22 protein-coding genes and 1 tRNA gene are annotated in these 21,585 nt (G+C 69.4%); 5 read left to right on the forward strand and 18 right to left on the reverse strand.

Annotated features, from left to right (window positions below; all coding sequences use genetic code 11):
• Positions 1-18: 18 nt before the first annotated feature.
• The 3 genes from ACWAT3_RS12680 to serS all read right to left on the reverse strand — a co-directional run bounded on the left by ACWAT3_RS12680 (position 19) and on the right by serS (position 2,329).
• Positions 19-103: transfer RNA gene (locus ACWAT3_RS12680), tRNA-Ser, on the reverse strand.
• A gap of 76 nt (positions 104-179) precedes the next feature.
• On the reverse strand, positions 180-1,019 hold the full coding sequence (locus ACWAT3_RS12685; RefSeq protein ID WP_460798929.1) for an HAD family hydrolase: 840 nt from the start codon (positions 1,017-1,019) through the stop codon (positions 180-182).
• Positions 1,016-2,329: a serine--tRNA ligase gene (gene serS, locus ACWAT3_RS12690; RefSeq protein ID WP_460798931.1), complete on the reverse strand. Its 1,314-nt coding sequence runs from the start codon at positions 2,327-2,329 to the stop codon at positions 1,016-1,018. The genes ACWAT3_RS12685 and serS overlap by 4 nt, the downstream gene beginning before the upstream one ends.
• Before the next feature lie 72 nt (positions 2,330-2,401).
• On the opposite strand from serS, the gene ACWAT3_RS12695 reads away from it, so the two are divergent.
• Entirely contained in the window at positions 2,402-3,400 is a 999-nt protein-coding gene (locus ACWAT3_RS12695; protein WP_460798933.1) for a diacylglycerol/lipid kinase family protein, read from the forward strand.
• 6 nt (positions 3,401-3,406) lie between these two features.
• On the opposite strand, the gene ACWAT3_RS12700 is transcribed toward ACWAT3_RS12695, so the two are convergent.
• The 3 genes from ACWAT3_RS12700 to ACWAT3_RS12710 all read right to left on the reverse strand — a co-directional run bounded on the left by ACWAT3_RS12700 (position 3,407) and on the right by ACWAT3_RS12710 (position 5,876).
• Positions 3,407-4,141 carry a hypothetical protein gene (locus ACWAT3_RS12700; protein WP_460798934.1) on the reverse strand — a complete coding sequence of 245 codons (735 nt, stop codon included), beginning with the start codon at positions 4,139-4,141 and terminating at the stop codon, positions 3,407-3,409.
• 20 nt (positions 4,142-4,161) lie between these two features.
• A complete protein-coding gene (cls, locus tag ACWAT3_RS12705; RefSeq protein ID WP_460798936.1) occupies positions 4,162-5,616 on the reverse strand; it encodes a cardiolipin synthase in 1,455 nt (484 codons plus the stop codon).
• A gap of 83 nt (positions 5,617-5,699) precedes the next feature.
• Positions 5,700-5,876 (reverse strand): hypothetical protein, encoded by a 177-nt coding sequence (locus ACWAT3_RS12710; RefSeq protein WP_460798938.1) that lies wholly within the window; start codon positions 5,874-5,876, stop codon positions 5,700-5,702.
• A gap of 131 nt (positions 5,877-6,007) precedes the next feature.
• Here ACWAT3_RS12710 and ACWAT3_RS12715 point away from each other — a divergent pair, with 131 nt between their 5' ends.
• A complete protein-coding gene (locus ACWAT3_RS12715) occupies positions 6,008-7,132 on the forward strand; it encodes a DUF4192 family protein (RefSeq protein ID WP_460798939.1) in 1,125 nt (374 codons plus the stop codon).
• 13 nt (positions 7,133-7,145) lie between these two features.
• On the opposite strand, the gene lysS is transcribed toward ACWAT3_RS12715, so the two are convergent.
• A complete protein-coding gene (lysS, locus tag ACWAT3_RS12720; RefSeq protein ID WP_460798941.1) occupies positions 7,146-8,696 on the reverse strand; it encodes a lysine--tRNA ligase in 1,551 nt (516 codons plus the stop codon).
• 56 nt (positions 8,697-8,752) lie between these two features.
• Here lysS and ACWAT3_RS12725 point away from each other — a divergent pair, with 56 nt between their 5' ends.
• A complete protein-coding gene (locus ACWAT3_RS12725; protein ID WP_460798944.1) occupies positions 8,753-10,555 on the forward strand; it encodes a DUF2207 domain-containing protein in 1,803 nt (600 codons plus the stop codon).
• Between the two features lie 2 nt (positions 10,556-10,557).
• On the opposite strand, the gene ACWAT3_RS12730 is transcribed toward ACWAT3_RS12725, so the two are convergent.
• The 10 genes from ACWAT3_RS12730 to hpt form a co-directional block, all read right to left on the reverse strand.
• Positions 10,558-11,247: a Rossmann-like and DUF2520 domain-containing protein gene (locus ACWAT3_RS12730; RefSeq protein WP_460798946.1), complete on the reverse strand. Its 690-nt coding sequence runs from the start codon at positions 11,245-11,247 to the stop codon at positions 10,558-10,560.
• The gene (locus ACWAT3_RS12735) at positions 11,237-13,189 is read right to left on the reverse strand and encodes a PH domain-containing protein (RefSeq protein WP_460798948.1); all 1,953 of its coding nucleotides are present in this window, start codon (positions 13,187-13,189) and stop codon (positions 11,237-11,239) included. The genes ACWAT3_RS12730 and ACWAT3_RS12735 overlap by 11 nt, the downstream gene beginning before the upstream one ends.
• On the reverse strand, positions 13,186-13,782 hold the full coding sequence (locus ACWAT3_RS12740) for a PH domain-containing protein (RefSeq protein ID WP_460798950.1): 597 nt from the start codon (positions 13,780-13,782) through the stop codon (positions 13,186-13,188). The genes ACWAT3_RS12735 and ACWAT3_RS12740 overlap by 4 nt, the downstream gene beginning before the upstream one ends.
• A complete protein-coding gene (locus ACWAT3_RS12745; protein ID WP_460798952.1) occupies positions 13,733-14,221 on the reverse strand; it encodes a DUF3180 domain-containing protein in 489 nt (162 codons plus the stop codon). The genes ACWAT3_RS12740 and ACWAT3_RS12745 overlap by 50 nt, the downstream gene beginning before the upstream one ends.
• Positions 14,218-14,769 carry a 2-amino-4-hydroxy-6-hydroxymethyldihydropteridine diphosphokinase gene (gene folK / locus ACWAT3_RS12750; protein ID WP_460798987.1) on the reverse strand — a complete coding sequence of 184 codons (552 nt, stop codon included), beginning with the start codon at positions 14,767-14,769 and terminating at the stop codon, positions 14,218-14,220. The genes ACWAT3_RS12745 and folK overlap by 4 nt, the downstream gene beginning before the upstream one ends.
• Complete coding sequence (folB, locus tag ACWAT3_RS12755) at positions 14,769-15,146, reverse strand: dihydroneopterin aldolase (RefSeq protein WP_460798953.1); 378 nt, start codon at positions 15,144-15,146, stop codon at positions 14,769-14,771. Before folB ends, folK begins: the two co-directional genes overlap by 1 nt.
• Positions 15,143-15,955, reverse strand: a complete 813-nt coding sequence (gene folP / locus ACWAT3_RS12760) for a dihydropteroate synthase (RefSeq protein WP_460798955.1) — start codon at positions 15,953-15,955, stop codon at positions 15,143-15,145. The genes folB and folP overlap by 4 nt, the downstream gene beginning before the upstream one ends.
• A complete protein-coding gene (folE, locus tag ACWAT3_RS12765; RefSeq protein WP_460798957.1) occupies positions 15,955-16,572 on the reverse strand; it encodes a GTP cyclohydrolase I in 618 nt (205 codons plus the stop codon). The genes folP and folE overlap by 1 nt, the downstream gene beginning before the upstream one ends.
• Positions 16,573-16,574: 2 nt before the next feature.
• Positions 16,575-18,590 (reverse strand): ATP-dependent zinc metalloprotease FtsH, encoded by a 2,016-nt coding sequence (gene ftsH / locus ACWAT3_RS12770; protein WP_460798959.1) that lies wholly within the window; start codon positions 18,588-18,590, stop codon positions 16,575-16,577.
• Between the two features lie 62 nt (positions 18,591-18,652).
• Complete coding sequence (hpt, locus tag ACWAT3_RS12775) at positions 18,653-19,204, reverse strand: hypoxanthine phosphoribosyltransferase (protein WP_460798961.1); 552 nt, start codon at positions 19,202-19,204, stop codon at positions 18,653-18,655.
• Positions 19,205-19,289: 85 nt separating this feature from the next.
• Here hpt and ACWAT3_RS12780 point away from each other — a divergent pair, with 85 nt between their 5' ends.
• Complete coding sequence (locus ACWAT3_RS12780) at positions 19,290-19,880, forward strand: DUF937 domain-containing protein (RefSeq protein WP_460798962.1); 591 nt, start codon at positions 19,290-19,292, stop codon at positions 19,878-19,880.
• Between the two features lie 105 nt (positions 19,881-19,985).
• On the opposite strand, the gene tilS is transcribed toward ACWAT3_RS12780, so the two are convergent.
• Entirely contained in the window at positions 19,986-20,978 is a 993-nt protein-coding gene (gene tilS / locus ACWAT3_RS12785) for a tRNA lysidine(34) synthetase TilS (protein WP_460798964.1), read from the reverse strand.
• A 113-nt stretch (positions 20,979-21,091) separates the two neighbouring features.
• Between tilS and ACWAT3_RS12790 the strand changes: the two genes are divergently transcribed.
• The gene (locus ACWAT3_RS12790) at positions 21,092-21,580 is read left to right on the forward strand and encodes an inorganic diphosphatase (RefSeq protein ID WP_298040495.1); all 489 of its coding nucleotides are present in this window, start codon (positions 21,092-21,094) and stop codon (positions 21,578-21,580) included.
• Positions 21,581-21,585: the final 5 nt, after the last annotated feature.

Raw genomic sequence — 21,585 nt, forward strand, 5'->3', positions numbered from 1 at the left:
GGGCCTTTCGGGAATCTGCGGAGGGTGTGGGATTCGAACCCACGAGACATCTCTGCCCACTGGTTTTCAAGACCAGCTCCATCGGCCGCTCGGACAACCCTCCATCGTGCAGGAACTCACCTGCCCGATCAGGCGTCGAGTCTAGCCGAGTTCGGGATGAACACCGGCCAGGCCGAGTGTCATTCTCCCGCGATGACCTGGGGAGACCCTGTAAGCAGGGTGTCCAGGGCGAGCGCGAGCCCGCCGTTCACGACATGCTCGGTGATCTCGCCGGCGGCATCCTTGACCTCATCCGGAGCCTGCCCCATCGCAACCGCGCGTCCGCCCACGCGCAGCGCCCAGCCGAACATGCCGATGTCGTTGCGGCCGTCGCCGGCGACGAGGACCTGCCCGCCGTTCATGCCGAGTTCGGCATGAACGCGCGCAAGCGCTGTCCCCTTGTCGACGCCCTGCGGAGCGATGTCGAGCCAGGCGGTCCAGCCGATCGCGTACGAGACCTCATTCAGCCCGGCATCCGACACGAGTCGGTGGAAGTCGTCCTCGTCGTGCCCCGGCGAGACGACGACGACGCGCGACACCGGGTGCTCACCCAGCTCCTCGAACGAGACCTGCCGACCGCCGTCGAGCGTCCAGTCATCCAGCTGCGCCGTGAACAGGCGCTGACCGGAAGCCAGTTCGACCATGTACCTGGCCTCGGGGAGGCGATCGCCGAGCAGCCCGAGCACCGTGCGCGGGTCGAACGTCTCGACGTGCCAGCGCGTCCATTCCCCGTCGACACGGCGCATCGTGACGGCACCGTTCGAGCACACCACGAACTCCGGCGTGATCTCGAGCGCGTCGACGTAGCGGAGCGTGGCCATCCAGCTGCGGCCGGTCGCGATCGTGACGACGTGTCCGGCATCCCGCAGCCGCGCGACGGCCTCGGGCACCCCGGGGCTCATCGATTCGTCCTGCAGCAGGATCGTGCCGTCGACGTCGAGTCCGACGAGCCAGCGCGCGTCCGCTGCGACGATGCTCACGCCTCCGGCTCCAGCACGGCGAGCCCACCGAGGTAGGGCCGCAGCACTTCAGGGACGATCACGGAGCCATCCGGCTGCTGGTGCGTCTCGAGGATGGCGACGATCCAGCGCGTGGTCGCCAGCGTGCCGTTGAGCGTGGCGACGTGCTGAGTCTTCGCCTGCCCCTCGACCGTCTCTGGGCCGTCGGACTTGGCCGGGCGGTAGCGGACGTCGAGCCGGCGCGCCTGGAAGCTGGTGCAGTTCGAGGTCGAGGTGAGCTCGCGGAACGCATCCTGCGTCGGAACCCACGCCTCGATGTCGTACTTGCGTGCGGCGCTGGATCCGAGATCCCCCGCGGCCACATCGATCACGCGGTACGACAGACCGAGGGACGTCAGCATCTCCTCCTGGAGCGCGACGAGGCGCAGGTGCTCGGCCTCGGCATCCTCCGGCGTCGTGTAGACGAACATCTCGAGCTTGTTGAACTGGTGCACGCGGATGATGCCGCGCGTGTCCTTGCCGTACGAACCGGCCTCACGGCGGTAGCAGGTCGACCAGCCCGCGTAGCGCAGCGCCCCCTTGGACAGATCGACGATCTCGTCCTTGTGGTAGCCCGCGAGCGCGACCTCGCTGGTGCCGACCAGGTACAGGTCGTCGTCCTTGTCGAGGTGGTAGACCTCGTCGGCGTGCGCGCCGAGGAAGCCAGTGCCCTGCATGATCTCGGGACGCACGAGCGTCGGCGTGATGAGCGGCACGAACCCGTGCTGCAGCGCCTTGTCGAGCGCGAGGTTCATGAGGGCGATCTCGAGCCGCGCGCCGACGCCGCGCAGGAAGTAGAAGCGGGAGCCCGAGACCTTGACGCCGCGCTCCATGTCGATCGCCCCGAGGATCTCGCCGATCTCGAGGTGGTCGCGCGGCCCGTTCGGGTACTCGGCGGCATCGAACGTCGGCACCTGGCCGACCCGGCGCAGCTCGACGAAATCCTGTTCGCCGCCGGCGGGGACGCCGTCGATCACGACGTTCTCGATGCGCGCCAGCGCGTATGCCGCGGCATCCGCCGCCTCGCCCGCAGCGTGCTGGGCGAGCTTGACCCGTTCGGCGAGCTCCTTCGCCTGTGCGACGAGCCCGGCCTTCTCCTCCTTGGGCGCCTTGGCGACCTGCTTGCCGAACGCGTTCTGCTCGGCGCGCAGCTCCTCGAACGAGGTCAGCGCGGCCCGGCGCGATCGGTCGGCCTCGATCGCTGCGTCGACGGTGGACGCATCGTGGCCGCGCGCGATCTGCGAGCGGCGGACGAGGTCTGGATTGTCGCGGAGAAGAGCGAGGTCGATCATTCGTCAAGTCTATGGCGTGGCGCGGATGCCTCCGCGAGACGTCCTGGCGACGGAAGGCCTTAGAGTATGGCCATGATGACGACCGCGGCCGCCCTGCATCGGGTCGCCCTCGTCTACAACCCGATCAAGGTGAACGAGACGCAGCTGAAGGCGCTCGTGGCCTCCAGCGCGGAGGAGGCCGGCTGGTCGCCTCCGCTGTGGCTGCCGACCACGATCGAGGATGCCGGGCAGGGCGTCGCGCGCCACGCGGTGGACGAAGGAGTGTCCGCGGTGCTCGTCGCCGGCGGCGACGGCACCGTGCGCGCGGTTGCCGAGGCCGTCGCGGACACCGGGGTGACGCTCGGGATCCTCCCCAGCGGCACCGGCAACCTGTTCGCCCGCAACCTCGGTCTGCCGCTGACGGATCCGACGGCGATCATCCGTGCGGCGCTGGCCGGTCGCACCCTTCCCGTTGATCTCGGCTGGGCGACGCTGACCCGCGAGGACGGCTCGTCCGAGACGCACGCCTTCGTCGTGCTGGCCGGCATGGGGCTGGATGCCGACATGATCGCGAACACCCGGCCCGATCTGAAGAAGTCCGTCGGTTGGGTCGCGTACGTCGACGGCGCCGCCCGTTCCCTCGTCGCGGCGAAGCCGTTCCGCATCGTCTACCAGTTGGACGAGTCGCGCCTGCACTCGACCAAGGTCTACAGCGCATTGTTCGCGAACTGCGGCATGCTCCCCGCCGGCATCGCGCTCATCCCGACCGCATCGATCACCGACGGCACGCTCGACATCGCGATCATCCAGCCCTCCGGCCCGTTCGGCTGGCTCGGCGTGTGGCGCAAGATCTGGTGGGACAACTCGGTGCTGCGGCGCTTCCGCGCCGGACGGCTCGTGCTCGAGCGCCGCGGCCGCGATGCATCGGTCCGCTATCTGAGCGGCGTATCGGCGGAGGCCGCCAGCACGCACCCGACTCCGATCGAGCTGGACGGCGACGAGTTCGGCACCGCCGTCCGCCTGCACTGCCGCGCCGACCCCGGCGCGCTGATCCTGGCGATCCCCGATTCGGTGTCGACCGACGGGCTGTGACCGCCGTCAGCCGCGAACCGGGATCGTGGTGTCGAGGTTCGCACCGACCAGCGTGAGCTGGAAGTCGTCGTCCTCGACCTCGTCTTCACCGAACGCGATGATCACCGCCCGCGGGGCCATGTCCATCGTGCACTGCGCGCCCTCTTCTTCGGCCGCGAACGTGACGGTGCCGGTGGCACCGGCGCCCTCCACAGACTCGATGACCGGCGGGCAGGACGACGAGCCCCACGTCAGCAGCACGAGGCTCTCATCGTCGAACCAGCCGGCGCTCGGTGTGTACTCGCTCGGCGTTCCCGGAACGCCGGTCAGAGCGGAGTCCCCGTCGAGGTCGATATCGTCCGTCACTCCGTCGTAGGTGACGAGCAGTTCGACCTCCTGGGCCGGATCGACGCCCTCGGGGAACGCGCCGACGCTCGCGCGCGGCGCGAGGTCCATCGTGCATATGGCGTCAGGATCCGGATCGACGAGCGTCACGGTGACCTGCTGTCCTGATGCCGTGACCTCGTCGACCTGCGGGATGCACGTGGACGACCCCAGCGTGATGACCGCGAACATGCGCCCTTCGTCGAGCCATGCGCCTTCGAAGTCGTCCTCCTTCAGCGGCGTGGGCGCCGCGCTCTGCTCCGGAGCGCTCGAACTGGTCGGGCTGGTGTCCGCGGGCGTCGTCGCGCAACCGGCGGCGAGCGCAGCGACGGCGGCGAGGCCGGCGAACGAGAGGGCGGCACGCGAGATCGTGGTCATGGCACCCACCGTAGCCGTGATCACTGCAGAGCGGAGGTGAGCCTCGCCAGATTGTCGAGGACGGTCGAGCGCAGCGGCTGCTGCATCCACTCCTCCAGCGTCAGCTCCCGGCTCAGTCGGCGATACTCGTCCTCGACGACGCGCATCTCCTGGACGAACTCCTCGCCGCGCACGAGCAGCGAGATCTCGAGGTTCAGACCGAACGAGCGCATGTCCATGTTGCTCGAGCCGATCACCGCCACCTGATCGTCGATCGTCAGGCTCTTCGTGTGCAGGATGTACGGCTTGCGGTACATCCAGATCCGCACGCCGCCGCGCAGCAGCGCCTCGTAGTAGCTGCGCTGAGCGTGGTAGACCATGGCCTGGTCGCCCTCTTCGGACACGAACAGTTCGATCTCGACGCCCCGATCGGATGCCGCGGTGACCGCGAGCAGCAGCGCCTCGTCCGGGACGAAGTACGGGCTCACGATCATGATCTTGCGCTTGGCCGAATACAGCAGGCTGAGGAAGAGCCGGAGATTGTTCTCGACCTCGAAGCCCGGCCCTGACGGGACGACCTGGCAGTCGAGATCCCCGGTGCCCTGGGTCGCGTGCGCGATGTCGATGTCCGAGAGCACCTGATCGGTCTCGCTGTACCAATCGCTGAGGAAGATCGCGTTGACACTGGCCACGATGGGGCCGTCGAGTCTGACCATGAGGTCGACCCAGTGCAGGCCGCGCTTGATGTTCTTCGGCAGGTTGTACGTGGAGTCGGTGACGTTCTGCGATCCCATGAACGCGACGTTGCCGTCCACCACGAGGAGCTTGCGGTGGTTGCGCAGGTCGGGACGCTGCATGTGCCCCTTGAGCGGCCGCACCGGCAGCATGACGTGCCAATCGGCGCCCATGCGGTTGAGTCGGTCGACGGTGCGGCGGAAACGCGGCTTGAACCGGTTCGCCCAGTGGTCGAGCAGCACCCTGACCGAGACGCCGCGCGCCGCGGCCTCCTCCATCGCCCGGAAGAAGTTGTCGGTCGCGGCATCCGACTGCAGGATGTAGAACTCGACGTGCACGTAGAGCTCCGCGCTGCGCACGGCATCCGCCATCGCGTCGAGCGACTCCTGGTAGTCGGAGATCAGGTGCGCGCCGTTGTCGCCGGAGAGCGGCATCGCGCCCATCTGCTGATTCATCCGGACGAGCGGGGGGAACCAGCCGGGCGCATCAGGACGCAGGGTGCCGAAATGCAGGTGCTCGCTCGTCTCGGCGATGTAGTCGTTGATCTGCTGCTGCTTGCGGCGACGAGCCCGCGGCAGCCGCGGATTTCCGATCAGCAGGAAGAGGAACACCCCGAAGAACGGGATGAAGAAGATCGCCAGAAGCCAGGCCATCGCGGCCGTCGGCCTGCGGTTGCGCGGCACGACGATGATCGCGGTGATGCGGATGGCGATGTCGATGACGGCGAGACCGACGACCACCCACCACGGCCAGGCGTCCATGCACGTCACCCCCTGGCTGTCCGCACCGCGTATCTCGCATCGGCGCTGGATTCAGCGTAGTGGGTGGGTCGGACGCCGCCCGGTCAGGAGGCTCTGGGCGGCAGACCGCGCGCCGCGCGCTCCTCGGCTTCGATCTGCGCGTGCACCTTGCGCTCGGTGCGATCGAAGCGCAGGATGCCGCGGAGCACGAAGAAGAACACCACGCAGACGGCGAGGGTCGGAATGATCGACCAGGCGACCGCCGTCCAGAAGTTCTCCATGCCTCCATCGTACGCCGCGCTGCTGGACGCACGATCCGCCACTTGCTCTGCACAGACCCGACTTTCCGGCGAATCCATCCCCAGCGGCCGATCCGCCCCTGCAGAGCGGCCCGGATTGCCACACTCTCGGGATGACAACCGTGATGAAAGCCTCCGGCTCCGCCGAGTTCCTCGGCCTCGTCCCCGCACTCGCCGGTTTCACTCCGACGCAGAGCATCGTCCTCACGCCCTTCGAGGGCAAACGCACGTACGGCGCACTGCGCATCGATCTGCCCGATGAGGAACCGGCCGCGTTCGCGGAGCGCGCCATCGCCCTGGCGAACCGGGTCGAACGCTCCGACGCCGTCGCGGTCGTCGTCTACTGCGACGAGAGCGCGCAGCCCACCGGAGACGGGCTCGTCCTTCCGCACCGAATCGTCGTGGAGGAGGTCCTCGCCGCGGCCGAGGCGCAACGGCTCGGCATCGTCGACGCGCTCTGCGTCACGCCGGAGGGATGGGCGAGCTACCTCGACGAAGACCCAGAGCTGCACCCGCTGGACACGATCCGTCCCGCCGCGAGTCCGCCGGCCGCGCACGACGTCGAGGGCGACCAGCACGCCGGCACCGACCTGCCGGTGTACGGGCTGCTGCTCACCGAGAAGGTCGGTCGAGTGCTGCTCGCGCTCGACGACATCGTGCAGAGCGCGGACGACGAGCGCGAGGACGAGGTGGAAGGCGAGCGGCTGGAGGCCTTCGCGGCCGCGCTGCTCCTTGAGCACATCCCAGAGCTGTTCGAGGCCGCGGTGGACTTCCCGGACGACCCGCCGCCGTTCGTGTGCGCCGCCCTGATCTGGCTGCTCGACAAGCCGGTGTACCGCGACGTCGCCCTCGCGCAGTGGGCCGGTGACCTGGCGGCCGGGCACGACGCACTCGTGTCTCAGCGCGCTCACCAGCGCACGCGGGCGCTGCCGTCGGCGCAGAGCTGTCAGGTCATGGTCGGCGAGGGTCCTCGTCCGGACATCTCACGGCTGCATGCCGCATTGCGCACAGCGCGGGCTCTGGCGGCACTCGCCCCGCAGGCACGACGGATCGGCCCGCTCGCGCTGGCCGCCTGGCTGTCGTGGGCGCTCGGGCGCACGTCGCACTCCGAGAAGTACCTCGACGAGGTGCGCCGGATCGCGCCGGACTACAGCTTCGGTCAGCTGCTGAGCGACCTGTTCCGCACCCGACCGCTGCCGGAATGGGCATTCGACCGTCGGATGGACGAGGCGGCATGACGCCGCCTCGTCGTCACTTCACGAGCGGGAAGAGGATGGTCTCGCGGATGCCGAGGCCCGTGATCGCCATGAGCAGACGGTCGATCCCCATGCCCATGCCGCCCGTCGGCGGCATGCCGTGTTCGAGCGCGCGGAGGAACTCCTCGTCGACGCGCATGGCCTCGACATCGCCGCGTGCGGCGAGCTTCGCCTGCTCGATGAAGCGTTCGCGCTGGATCACGGGATCGACGAGCTCGGAGTACCCGGTGGCCAGTTCGAACCCGCGAATGTACAGGTCCCACTTCTCGACCACGCCGGCGATCGAGCGGTGCTCGCGCACCAGCGGCGACGTGTCGAGCGGGAAGTCCATCACGAACGTGGGGCGCACGAGGTCGCCCTTCACGAAGTGCTCCCAGAGCTCTTCGACGAGCTTTCCGTGGGTCGCCTGCGGCGGGACGTCGACGTCGTTCGCCTCGGCGAACGCGATGAGGTCCTCGACCGAGTCGTCAGGGGTCACGGTGCGTCCGGATGCCGCGGAGAGCGACTCGTACATCGAGATGCGGTCCCACTCGCCGCCGAGGTCGTACTCCGTGCCATCGGCCCAGGTGACGGTCGTGGAGCCGGAGACGGCGATCGCCGCCTGCTGCACGAGCTCCTGCGTGAGCTGTGCCATCTGGTTGTAGTCGCCGTAGGCCTGGTAGGCCTCGAGCATCGCGAACTCGGGGCTGTGCGTGGAGTCTGCGCCCTCGTTGCGGAAGTTCCGGTTGATCTCGAACACGCGCTCGATGCCGCCGACGACGGCGCGCTTCAGGTAGAGCTCCGGCGCGATGCGCAGGTACAGCTCGGTGTCGAAGGCGTTGGAGCGGGTGATGAACGGGCGAGCGGAGGCGCCGCCGTGCTGCACCTGCAGCATGGGCGTCTCGACCTCGAGGTAATCGTGGCTCGTGAAGGTCGCGCGCAGGCTGGCGTTCACCGCCGCACGAGCGCGAACGGTCGTGCGCGCCTGCTCGCGGACGATCAGATCGAGGTAGCGGCTGCGCACGCGCCCCTCCTCGCTGAGTTCGGAGTACGCGTTCGGCAGCGGCAGGATCGCCTTGGAGGCGATGCTCCAAGCGTCCGCCATGATCGACAGCTCGCCGCGGCGGCTGGAGATCACCTCGCCGTGCACGAAGACGTGGTCGCCCAGGTCGACGTGCTCCTTCCAGTCCGCCAGCGATTCCTCGCCGACGTTCGCGAGCGAGATCATCGCCTGGATGCGCGAGCCGTCGCCGGCCTGCAGCGTCGCGAAGCAGAGCTTGCCGGTGTTCCGGCTGAACACGACGCGTCCGGCCACGCCGACGACGACACCGGTCTCGGCGTCGGCTTCGAGCTCGCCGTATTCGGCACGGAGCGCCGGGATGCTGTGCGTGACCGGCACGGCGACGGGGAACGCCCCGCCCGCAGCATCCGCACGCTGGGAGATCAGGCGCTCGCGCTTGGCGAGACGAACGGCCTTCTGCTCGTGCACTTCGGCAAGCTCGGCACGGCGAGCTTCTTCATCGTCGCCGGAGGGGACGGGGGCAGGCGCGTCAGGCGCGTTCGTCATGCGGGGCTCCTTGGAAGTCAGGGGCCAGTTTATCGCGGGCGGGTAGCGTGGAAACCATGAGCGCACGCCGACGACTTCACGCACTCGCCGCCCTCGCCGTCGCCGTCGCGGCATCCGCTCTGCCGGCGGCAGCCGCCTCGGCATCCGTCCCCACGGATGTGAACGACTTCTCCTACTCCTCGTGGGATGCGGACTACGAGCTGGGCACCGATGGCGACGGTCGCGCGACCATGCGGGTCACCGAGACCCTGACGGCCGCGTTCCCCGATTTCGATCAGAATCGCGGCATCGTACGCGGGCTCCCCGTGCGGTACGAGGGCGCATCGACCGAGGTCCAGGTGGTCTCGGTCGAGGATGCCGACGGCACCGCTGTCCCGTACGAAACGGAGGAGGACGACGACGTCCTCTACATCCTCACCGGCACGGACGAGTACGTGCACGGGGCGACGACGTACGTCATCACGTACGAGATGCGCGACACGATCCTGGCCGCGCGCGACGGCGTCGACGAGTTCTACTGGGATCTCCTGCCGCTGGACAGCACGCAGTCGATCGACGACTTCACCGCCGACATCGTGTTCGCTCCCGAGCTGAGCCGACAGCTGACCGGCGCCTCCGCGTGCTACGTCGGCAGGGAGGGATCGACGGATCGCTGCGACCTGTCCGTCGACGGCGACACGGCCACGGTCGCCGAGACCGGCCTCTCCGCCGGCGAGGGCGTGACGGTCGCGATCGCGTTCGAGCCGGGAACCGTCGTGCAGCCCGGCCCTCGACTGCCGAACCCGACGACCGATGTGGTCCCGCTCGTGACGAGCGGCGCGGCGGCCGTGCTCGCCGCCGGCGGATGGATCGCGACATCGGCGATGGTCCGCTCGCGGCGTCGTGCGTCCGGTGTGATCATCGCTCAGTACGACGTGCCGGTCTCGATGCCGCCGCTACTCGCGAACGCGATCGTTCCTGGTGCGCGGAACCCGATCACCGCGCAGATCCTCCATCTCGCCGTGCGAGGGATGCTGCGTCTGGAGGAGCTGCCGGCGGACACGAAGGACCAGACCCGGCCGCGGCTGAGTCGGCAGAACGCGCCGATCCCTGATCCGCTCGATCACCGTGCGCTGAAGGCCGTCTTCAACAACGACGAACCGGACGTGGTGATGACGATCCCGAAGGAGAGCACCTCGTTCGCTCAGCGGATGCAGGGTCTGGTGGCCGCGGGGAAGAAGGAGTCCACGGCGCGCGGGCTCACCACGAAGGCGCGCAGCCGCACGGCCGCAGTGCTCAGCGGCATCGCGCTCGCCGTCGCCGCGACCGGTCTCGGTCTGGGGATCTGGGGTGCGGTGCAGGGCCGCGAGAGCGCGGTGCCCGGCATCCTGCTGTCGGCTCTCCTGCTCGCCGCGGCCGTGGTGTCGCTCATCGCCGCACTGTCCCCCCGTACCGTGCTGACGCCCGAAGGCGCCGCGGCCCTGGAGCATCTCGAGGGCGTCCGGGAGTTCATCCGCGTCGCCGAGGCCGACCGCCTGCGGATGCTGCAGTCGTACACCGGCGCCGAGCGCCGTACGGACGGCACGATCGACGTGATCCACCTGTACGAGCTGCTGCTTCCGTACGCCGTCCTGTTCGGGCAGGAACGCGAATGGGGCCTGGTGCTCGAGACCGCGTACGCCCAGGATCAGCAGTCGCCGATCTGGGTGAACGGCGCCGTGATCGGACTGTCGGCGCGTCTGTCCGGTTTCTCGACCGTGACCGCCGGGTCGTCGACGTACACGTCGCCGAGCAGCGGAAGCTCGTCCAGCTTCGGCGGGTCGAGCGGTGGCGGGTTCTCCGGCGGCGGCGGAGGCGGCGGCTTCTCCGGAGGGCGCTGACCTCAGGGCAGCAGCGGGTCCGACGCGTCGCGCAAGGCGCGCTCGACTGTCGACTGCACCAGCGCCGAGAGATAGCTCCCGGCGTTCTCGACACCGATCCCCCGCAGCAGGCCGGTCGCCTGGGAGATGATCGATCGGGAGAATTCGGATGCCGTAGCGATCGCCTCGGCGTACGCCGGGCGGTCCTCCTCGGCGATGACGACGGGCTCGCAGCCGAGCTCGACGGCGAGCGCCTGCGCGATGGGCAGCACCGGCGCGGGAGCGGTCACGGCGGCGAACGACGCCTGCAGCTGGCGCAGGTCGATCGTGGTCCCGGTGAACGTGATCGCGGGATGCACCGCGAGCGGGATGACACCGGAGCGCTGCGCCGGCTCGAGCACGCCGATGCCGTAGGCCGGATCCGTGTGCAGCACGAGCTGCCCCGGCTGCCACGCGCCGATCTGCGCGAGACCGTCGACGAGCCCTGGCAGGTCGTCGTGCGGCACCGCGAGGATGACGAGCTCGCTGCGGCGCAGCACCTCCGCCGCGTCGAGCACGGGAACGTCGGGCAGGACCGCTGAGGCGCGCTCCTCATCGGAGGAGGCGGTGATGCCGACGACCGCGTGCCCTGCTCCGGCGAGCGCTGCGCCGATCACCGGACCGACGCGACCCGCGCCGATGATTCCGACGCCGAGGCGTCCCTCACGATTCACGCGGGGGCTCCGTCCGTGGGGGAACCGGAGGCGCGGCGGGCGGGGCGGGAGGAGCGGCGGGCGGGGCGGGAGGCGCTCCCGGCACGATACGCGGCCCACCCACCGGCGGAGGCGGAGGGACGGCGGCCGGCGGCGCGGGCGGCCCGACCGGCGGCGTGGTTCCCCCGCCGACGAGCGGCGCGCCGAAGGCGGGCACCGTGAACACGGGCACGGGGGCCGACCACACCGGCTGCTCGGCATCCGATGGGGTGATCTCCACGGCCCAGCGATGTCCGCGATCGCGCTCGAGAGAGGCCGACGTGCGGCGGGACATGTCGTCGAACGCCGCCATGAGCTGCGCACTGTCGATGCCGACGATCTCGCCGAGGATCGGGCCCGTGACGCTGTGCGCCTTCATCCAGGCGACGCGCTGCGCGCGGTCGATCGGCCCCTGCGAGACCGAAGCGCCCTGCATGCGCGCGAGCGGGAACACCGCGAGCTTTCGCCACAGCACGCCGCGGCGCAGGATCAGCCCGAAATCGGTGAGCGCGAAGCCGTGCCTCTTCCACGACACGGGGCGCCGCCACCAGGCGCGCGGCTGCATCCGCACGTACGGGTCGTCCTGCTGCGGGCCGAGGATGCCGTGCTGCCACACCAGTGGCGCGTCGGCGCCCGGCAGATCCGGCAGGATGAGCCCGAGTACGCGCTCGACGTCCGCGCGCTTGCCGACGGGGAGCACGATGTTGAACTGCTGCGCGCTGCCGGACGACTGCTGAGCCGCGCTCTTGCCGCTCATGCGGTTGATCTTGATCGTCCACCAGCCGAACGGCCGCCACAGCAGCGACTGCGTGACCTCGACCGCGAAGATGCGGCCAGGGGGGATCGTCTCGGTCACGGTCGTGAACAGGCCGTACGTGATGCGCACCCCGTCGGGGGTCGGTGCGATCGAATACCGGAGCGACTTCGAGATCTGCGCCCAGGTGATCGCCACGGTCGCGATCACCAGCGGGACTCCGATGCCGATGCCGACGCCCAGGATGGCGAAGCCTGCCGCTGGTCCCTCGTCGGCCAGGATCGCGGGCATCGCGATCCCCATCACGATGCCGAAGATCACCGCGAAGAAGACGAACCACAGCACACCGCTGAGCAATTGCGAGCCCACCAGGCGCCCGGTCGGGATCTTGACGACGCTCTCGGGTGCGACATCCTGCAGATCGACGCCGCCGATCAGGTCGTTGATGCCGTGGCTCACGGCGCCTGTCACCTGCTGACGCCTGTTCGCGGCGGCGACCGGCTGTCCGGTCCTGGCGGCTTCTCGTGCTGCTCTGGCGCCGGACGCGAGGCGCAGGATGTCGGTCCGCACGACCTCGGCCTTGGGCGTCGAGAGGTACTCGAGCGGCACGTTGGCGTCGGTGCCGGCGCCGACCACCTCGAGCTTCGCCATGCCGATCAGGCGCGCTGGGAAAGGACGGGTGAGGTTCACACCCTGCACGCGGTCCAGCGGAGCACGCCGGTGCGAGCGGAAGACGATGCCCTTGCGCACTTCGACATGGTCGTCGGTGATGCGGAACTGATGGAACCGCCACACGACCCAGAACGCCGCGCACAGCAGGAGCACGACGCCGAGGGCGATGAGCAGGGCGATCAGCAGCAGGTTGTTGTCCATCACCCAGTCGACCGGGTCTCCGCCGGTGTACTCGTCGACGTGGACCTCATCAGGGGTGAACAGGTTGACGAACCAGTAGATGAAGCGGTCGCGGAAGTTGCTGATGATGATGCCGGCGAGCACGATGAGCACCAGACCGCCCTTGAAGAGGGGCGTCAGCGGGTGCAGCCGATGCCATTCGCCGTCGGCGAGGCTGTCGTCGGACAGCGGCGTCTGCCCCATCATCGGCTGCGCAACCGGCGCCCCCGGCTGGCCCGGCTCCCCCGGCCCCTGCTGGCCGAACGACGGAACGCTCACAGCCCGGTCCGACGGGTCTCGGCGACTTCGATCAGCGTGTCCCGCAGCGCCTCGGCCGCCGCCTGCGCGAGACCGGGGATCTGCACGCCCGTGGTCGCCGCGGCCGTGACCATCTTGAGCTGCGAGACCCCGAACGCGCGGTCCAGCGGTCCGTGCGTGATGTCGACCAGCTGCATGCGCCCGTAGGGCACGGCGATCATCCGCTGCCACAGGATGCCCTTGCGGAACACGATGTCGTCGGTGCGCAGCATGTACCCGATCGCGCGGGCCTGACGAGGCAGGATCGCGAGGGTGATGAGCGTGATCAGGATCACGACGCCCGCGGGGATCCACACCCACGTCTCGCCGATGATCGCGCTCAGCACGCCGGCGGCCACGGCGACGATCGCGATGAACACCAGGTTCTGCACGAGCTGCGAGACGACATAGCGCGGCGAGATCTGATGCCACTGCCCGTCGAGCGCGAGCCGCCCCGCTCCCCGCGGCTCACGGATGCCGGTGTAGGTGCCGGCATCCAGCACCGGGTTCTGCGCAGGATCGGGCTCAATGCCCGGCGTCGGCTCCTGAGGAGGGGTCATCTGGCTGTCGGTCATCAGAATCCTTCGGCAGAGTGCAGAACTGTTCGGCGACGAGCGCGGCCGCCACGAGGACGATGCCGCTCGCGACGAGTGCGGCCATCGCCACCATCGACCCTACCGGCGGCCCGACCGGACGGGACAGCAGGAAGACCAGGATGCCGGCGCCGAAGCCCGCCAGCAGTGCACCGAGCAGGCTGGATGCGCGCGCGAGTGTCGCCGCGCGCAGCGCGCGGAATGGATCGATCCGCTTCCCCGAGAGGCCCCTGACGCTGCGACGCACCGGCCAGGCGAGTCCGAGGCATGCCGCAGCGAGCAGGAGCAGCAGCACGGGCAGCCACGCGGACGGCGTGAACGTCGCCCGCCCGCCGACGGTCAGCAGATGATCGAGGCCGAATCCGGCCGCCGCGCCGATGAGCGCGAGCACGACCAGCACGAGAGGGGAGGTGCGCCTCATCGGCTGCTCTGCCCGTCGCCGGCGGCATCCGATCGCAGTCCGGCCGCCAGGTCGGCGACACGGCCGGCCCCGGGGATCTCGGCATCCGGATCCAGGTCGAGCCAGGGCTCGAGGACGAAGAGGCGCTCGGCGGCGCGCGGGTGCGGCAGCAGCAGGTGGTCCGCGTGCGAGGTGACGTCGCCGTAGACGATGAGGTCGAGGTCGAGCGTCCGGTCCCCCCAGCGCTCGCGGCGCTCTCGGCCGTGCTCGTCCTCGATCGCGTGCAGCATGCCGAGCAGCACCTGTGGGGCGAGCCGCGTCGTCACGAGCGCGACCGCATTGACGTAGGTCGGCGCGTCCGGATCGGGTCCGTCCGGACGGACGGCGACAGTCTCGTGCAGCGGCGACAGCCGCACGTCGTCGACCAGCGGCAGTCGCGCGATGCGCGCTGCCGCATGCTCGATCGTCTCTCGCCGATCGCCGAGATTCGCCCCGAGCGCGACGACCGCGACGCTGGCCTCACGCGCCGGCCGCGGATCGATGGGCGGCAGCGGCGGCATCCGCACCATCATCGTGCGCCCTCACGCGAGCGGCGCACCGTCACGGAGACATCCGAGAAGGTGTGCGCGATCGGCGCGTGCGGCTTGTGCACGGTGACCGTGACGAAGAGCACGCGCGCGTCGGCGAGTGCGGCGTCGGCGATCCGCTCGGCGAGCGTCTCGATGAGGTTGACCGGCTCGCCCTGGATGATCTCGACGACCTTGTCGGCCAGCTCGCCGTAGTGCACGGTGTCGGTCACGTCGTCGGATGCCGCGGCATCCGCGAGGCTCAGACTCAGGCGGAGGTCGACCGTGAACTCCTGGCCGTTCTCGCGCTCGTGGTCGTACACACCGTGCCGGCCGAACGCCGTGAGCCCGGCGAGGCAGATCTCATCCATGGGGTTCATGCTCCGCCCTCCCACGCGCGGGCGATGGCGAGGGCGTCGCGGGTCGCTGCGACGTCGTGGACACGCACGGCCCAGGCGCCGGCGCCGGCGGCGAGCGCGCTGGTGACGGCGGTGGCGAGATCGCGACGTGCGAGCGGAATCTCGTCCTCTCCCGGCACCCGTCGCAGGGTGTCCGCGAGGAAACGCTTGCGCGAGGTGCCGATGAGGACGCGGTGACCGAGGGCAGTGATCTCGTCCAACCCGCGGAGCACCTCCCAGTTCGTCTCCCCCGCCTTCGCGAACCCGATGCCCGGGTCGAGGATGAGGCGCGACGGCGCGATTCCGGCGGCGGCGGCCCTGCTGATTCCGGCGCGCAGCTCACCGGCGACCTCGCGGGCGGCACGGCGGTAGTCCGCGTGGGAGTACATGTCGGCGGATGGTCCTCGCCAGTGCCCGAGCGCGTAGTCCGCGTCGGTCGCGGCGACCGCGGCGAGCATGCGCTCGTCGGCGAGCCCTCCGGCGACGTCGTTGACGATCCGGGCACCGGCTTCGACAGCGGCGACCGCCGTCGAAGCGTTGAGGGTGTCGATGCTGATCGTCGCGCCCTCCGCCGCGAGAGCGGCGATGACGGGAAGAACGCGCTCCTGCTCGACGGACGGGTCGACGCGCTCGGCTCCGGGTCGAGTCGATTCCCCGCCGATGTCCAGCACATCCGCGCCCTCGGCCATCAGCCGCAGGCCGTGCTCGATGGCGGTGGTCGAGTCGAGGAAGCGCCCGCCGTCGCTGAACGAATCGGGCGTCACGTTGACGATGCCCCAGATCCTCGTCATCAGAACCCGGTCCGCGAGCTCGTCGGAGGGCCTGCGGATGCCGAGATCAGTGCGATGATCTCGGCACGAGCGGCCGGGTCGGTGTAGGCGCCGCGGGCTGCGATCGTGAGGGTGGATGCCTCCGGCTGGCGACCGCCGCGCATCGTGACGCAGCCGTGCACGGCATCCAGGACAACGAGCACACCGCGGGTGTCGAGGTGCGCATCGATCGTGTCGGCGATCTGCTCGCCGAGGCGCTCCTGCACCTGCGGGCGCGTCGCGAGGGTCTCGACGACCTTCACGAGCGCACCGAGGCCGACGACCTGCTCTCCGGGGAGGTAGGCCAGGTGCGCGCGTCCGGCGAACGGCAGCAGATGGTGCTCGCACACCGAACGGAACCGGATGTCCCGCAGCACGACCGCGCTGCTGGGCATCGTCTCCGGTGCCGGACCGCGCGAGACGCTGATGGTGTGGGCGAGGGGAGCCGCGGCATCCTCACCGACGCCGGCGAAGAACTCGGTGTACAGATCGGCGACGCGCTGAGGGGTCTGCTTGAGCCCCGGGCGCTCCGGGTCCTCCCCGATCGCCTCGAGCAGCTCACGGGTGAGAGCTGCGACCCGCTCCCTGTCGACGGTCACGATCAGGCGGTGGCCGGACGGGTGTGCCCGGTGGACGGCGCGGAGTCGGCCGCACCCTGCGGTGCAGCGGCGTCCGCCGGTGCCGTTTCGGATGCCGCGGCATCCGCGGGGATCAGCCGCTTGGGCACTTCGATCGGGGGTCGCGTCGACACGGGACGCTCGTCGCTGGACAGCCACAGCGGGCGCTCAGGGAGCTTGCGCACGTCGTGGAAGATCTCGGCGATCTGGTTGTGGTCGAGGGTCTCCTCCTCGAGCAGCGCGTGCGCGAGCCGATCGAGCACGTCGCGGTTGTCGCTGATCACCTGGTAGGCCTCGTTGTGCGCCTGCTCGATGAGCGCGCGCACCTCGACGTCGACCCGCTCGGCGACGGTCTCGGAGTAGTCGCGGCCGCGACCCATGTCGCGACCGGCGAAGGGCTCGCCGCCCTCGGAGCCGAGCTTCACGGGGCCGAGCTCTGTCGTCATGCCGTACTCGATGACCATCTTGCGGGCGATGCCGGTCGCCTTCTCGATGTCGTTGGATGCGCCGGTGGTCGGGTCGTGGAAGACGATCTCCTCGGCGACGCGACCGCCCATGGCGTACGTGAGCTGGTCCTGCAGTTCGTTGCGGGTGACGGAGTACTTGTCGTCCAGCGGCAGCACCATCGTGTAGCCCAGCGCCCGACCGCGCGGCAGGATCGTGATCTTCGTCACGGGGTCGGTGTAGTTCATCGCAGCGGCCGCAAGCGCGTGACCGCCCTCGTGGTACGCCGTGATCAGACGCTCACGGTCCTTCATCACACGCGTGCGACGCTGTGGACCGGCGATCACGCGGTCGATGGCCTCGTCGAGGGCGCGGTTGTCGATGAGCTGCGCGTTCGAGCGCGCGGTGAGCAGAGCCGCCTCATTGAGGACGTTCGCGAGGTCGGCGCCCGTGAAGCCGGGGGTCTTGCGCGCGACGACCTCGAGGTCGACGGACTTCGACAGGGGCTTGCCCTTGGCGTGTACGTTGAGGATGTGCTGGCGGCCTTTGAGGTCGGGGGCGTCCACGCCGATCTGGCGGTCGAAGCGGCCGGGGCGCAGCAGTGCGGGGTCGAGGATGTCAGGACGGTTGGTCGCGGCGATCACGATGACGTTCGCGTTCGGGTCGAAGCCGTCCATCTCGACGAGCATCTGGTTGAGCGTCTGCTCGCGCTCATCGTTGCCGCCGCCCATGCCGGCGCCGCGGTGGCGCCCCACGGCGTCGATCTCGTCGATGAAGATGATCGCGGGCGAGTTCTCCTTGGCCTGGTTGAACAGGTCGCGTACGCGCGAAGCGCCGACGCCCACGAACATCTCGACGAAGTCGGAACCGGAGATGGAGTAGAACGGAGCGCCAGCCTCGCCGGCGACGGCCCTGGCGAGCAGCGTCTTTCCGGTGCCGGGAGGGCCGTACAGCAGCACGCCCTTCGGGATGCGGGCGCCGATGGCCTGGAACTTCGCGGGGTCCTGCAGGAACTCCTTGATCTCCTGGAGCTCTTCGATGGCCTCGTCCGCGCCGGCGACGTCGGCGAAGGTGACCGTCGGGGTCTCCTTGCTGACGAGCTTCGCCTTGGACTTGCCGAACTGCATGACCTTGCCGCCACCGCCCTGCATCGAGCTCAGCAGCCACCAGAACAGCAGGCCGAGCAGGACGAGCGGAATGAGCAGGGAGAGGAAGCTGTCGAACCAGGTCGCCCGCGGAACGACATCGGTGAAGCCGTCCTTCGGGTCGGCCGCATCGATCGCCTCGACGATCTGATCGCCGCGCGCGTCGACGTAGTAGAACTGCACGTCCTTGGCGCCCTCGAACTCCTTCGAGAGCGTCATGTCCACACGCTGGTCCCCGTCGGTGTTCGTGACCTCGGTGACCGTGTCGCCGGCCAGCAGCTCGAGACCCTGCTGCACCGTGATCTGCTTCGGCGCTCCGAGGTTCGAGATCAGCAGGAATCCGCCGAACAGGAGCACACCGATCAGCGCCACGTAGATCAGGGGATTCCGGGTGATCTTCTTCACATCCATGATGGGTTCAGCGTACCGCCCGCCCGCTTGGCGGCCGCTGTGATTCGCCCACGGCGGACAGGTCAGCTGTAGACGTGCGGAGCGAGCACCGCGACGTCGCGCAGGTTGCGGTAGCGCTCGTCGTAGTCGAGGCCGTAGCCGACGACGAAATCAGTGGGGATGTCGAAGCCGACGTACTTGCAGTCGATCTCGACCTTGGCGGCATCCGGCTTGCGCAGCAGCGCGAGGACCTCGATCGATGCGGGGCTGCGCGAGGCGAAGTTGTCGAGCAGCCAGCTCAGGGTGAGGCCGGAGTCGATGATGTCCTCGACGATGAGCACGTGCTTGCCGTTCAGGTCGGTGTCGAGGTCCTTGCGGATCTGGACCACACCGCTGGATTTCGTGCTGGAGCCATAGCTGGACACGGCCATCCAGTCCATCGGCGCGTGGAAGGGCAGTGCTCGGGCGAAGTCGGCCATCACCATGACGGCGCCCTTCAGCACGCCGACGAGCAGCAGGTCCTTGCCCGCGTAATCGTCGGCGACCTGGGCGGCGAGCTCCGCGAGCTTGGTCTGGATCTCCTCCTCTGTCACGAGGATCTGTGCAAGGTCGTCCTGGATCTCAGCGGCGCGCATGGATCGATTTTAGGTGACGGATGCCTGGGCATCCGCACTAACGTGAGCGATGACCAGGGCGAATGCCCCGACGGAAGGATTTGGCATGGCCATCGAAGACATCCTCAGGCAGGTTCCGATCGACGACATCGCCGCGAAGCTGGGGGTCTCCCCCGCTGAAGCGAAGAAGGCCGTGGAAGAGGGCGGAGCGGTTCTGCTGGGCGGCCTGGCGAAGAACGCCCAGAGCTCAGAGGGCTCCGCCGCGATCGAGAACGCCCTGCGCAAGCACGAAGGCGCGACGCCGGCGAAGGTCGACGACATCGACCAGGCCGACGGCGACAAGATCGTGAAGCACGTGCTCGGCGACAAGCAGGCGGAGGTGACGGCGAAGCTCACCGAGTCGAAGGAGACCGCGGGCATCGACTTCGGCAAGCTCCTGCCGATGCTCGCCCCGATCGTGATGAACCTGCTCGCGAACGCCAGCAAGGGCAAGGCCGAGAAGACCGCGGCCGGCGAGGAGTCGGGCGGCGGCATCGGCGACCTCATCGGCGGGCTCGTCGGCGGCGGTTCTTCCTCGGGCGGCGGCGGTCTCGGCGACATGCTGGGTGGCCTGCTCGGCGGCGGTTCGCAGGCCGGCACCGGCGGCGGGATCGACCTGGGCGGGATCCTCGGCGGCTTGTTCGGCGGAAAGAAGTAGGACGCAGCGCACGTATGCGGCGATCGGTGTTCCGGTCGTCGCATACGCGCGTCCGGCGTCACCGAGGCACTCCGGCGCGAACTGCGACCGGAAGCGGAGAACCGCTCAGCGGGCGGTGAAGACGATCCGTCCCCCGCGGCGCACGGCCGCGCAGCCGGGCAGGTCGATCGGGCCCTGACCAGCCCAGTCCGTCGCCAGGCGCGCGACCTCGAGCGTCTGCGTGCGGGTCAGGCTCACGCCGAACTCGCTGTCGACCACGAGACGGATGATCCGGTTGCGGAGCGCGGCAGGGTTCGCCGCGAGGGCCGCGGCACTGACCGAGATGCCGGCTTCGGCGTGCTCGACGATGTCCTCGATGGTCTCATGAATCATCTCGTCGAAGGCCTCGGCATCCTCACGGAGCTGTTCGGCCGTGCGGGCGAGCGCCTGCGCGATGCCGGGGCCGAGTTCGGATTCGAGCACCGGCAGGACGTTCTCGCGGACGCGCACCCGCGCGAATCGGTCATCAAGGTTGTGCGGGTCGTCCCAGAATTCGAGATCGGATGCCGTGCAGAACGCCCTGGTCGTCGCGCGGCGCACGCCGAGCAGCGGCCGGATCCAGCGCAAGCCGTCCTCGTCCTCGCGGACCGGGGCCATGCCCTGCAGACTCGTGGCGCCCGAGCCGCGGGCGAGGCCGAGCAGCACGGTCTCGGCCTGATCGTCGAGCGTGTGCCCGACCAGCACAGCGGCCGCGCGCTCGGCCGTGGCGATCCCGCGGAGTGCGGCGTATCGGGCGGCGCGTGCAGCGGCTTCGGTGCCCTCGCCACGATCCGACACCTCGACCTTGGTCTGCAGCGCGTCCGCGACGCCGAGGGACTCCGCAGCGACGGCAGCGGTCGCCGCGACGAGGTCGGAGCCCTCCTGCAGCTGGTGGTCGACGGTGAGGCTGAGGACGTTCATACCGCGCGAACGCGCCTCGAACACGCTGGCCGCCGTGAGCGCGAGCGAATCAGCGCCGCCGGAGAGCGCGACGATGACCGTCGCTCCGTCCGGCAGTTCGGCGAGGGCGGTGCGGACGGCGAGGCGGATCTCGGCCACGGCAGGATTCAACGAGGGCACAGCTCAACGCTAGGGCACGGCGCCCCTCGGCATCCGGCCCTGCCCCGAGGAGTGTTGGCGCCCCGGGTAGGCTTGTCCGCGGCATCCAACCGTCTTTTCTGAGGAGCACACGCATGGGCGCACACGACGCCGTCATCGAGATCCCGCGCGGCAGCCGCGTGAAGTACGAGGTCGACCACGAGACCGGGCGAGTGCACCTCGACCGCGTCCTCTACACGACGTTCGGCTACCCGGCCGACTACGGCTACTTCGACAACACCCTGGGCGAGGACGGCGACCCGCTGGACGTGCTCGTCCTGCTGGATCACGCCATCTACCCCGGCGTCGTCGTCGAGGTCCGCCCCGTCGCCGTCCTGAAGATGAGCGACGAGGCCGGCGGAGACGACAAGCTCGTCGCCGTCCTGTCGAAGGACCCGCGCTGGGCCCACATCCAGGACATCGGCGACCTCGCCGAGTACACGAAGAAGGAGATCGAGCACTTCTTCGAGCACTACAAGGACCTCGAGCCCAACAAGTGGGTCAAGGTCGACGCCTGGGGGGATGCCGCGGAAGCGCAGCGCATCCTCGACGAGGCGATCGTCCGCTTCGGCGAAGGCCACTGAGCGCT

This window comes from Microbacterium sp. GXF0217 (assembly GCF_054798195.1).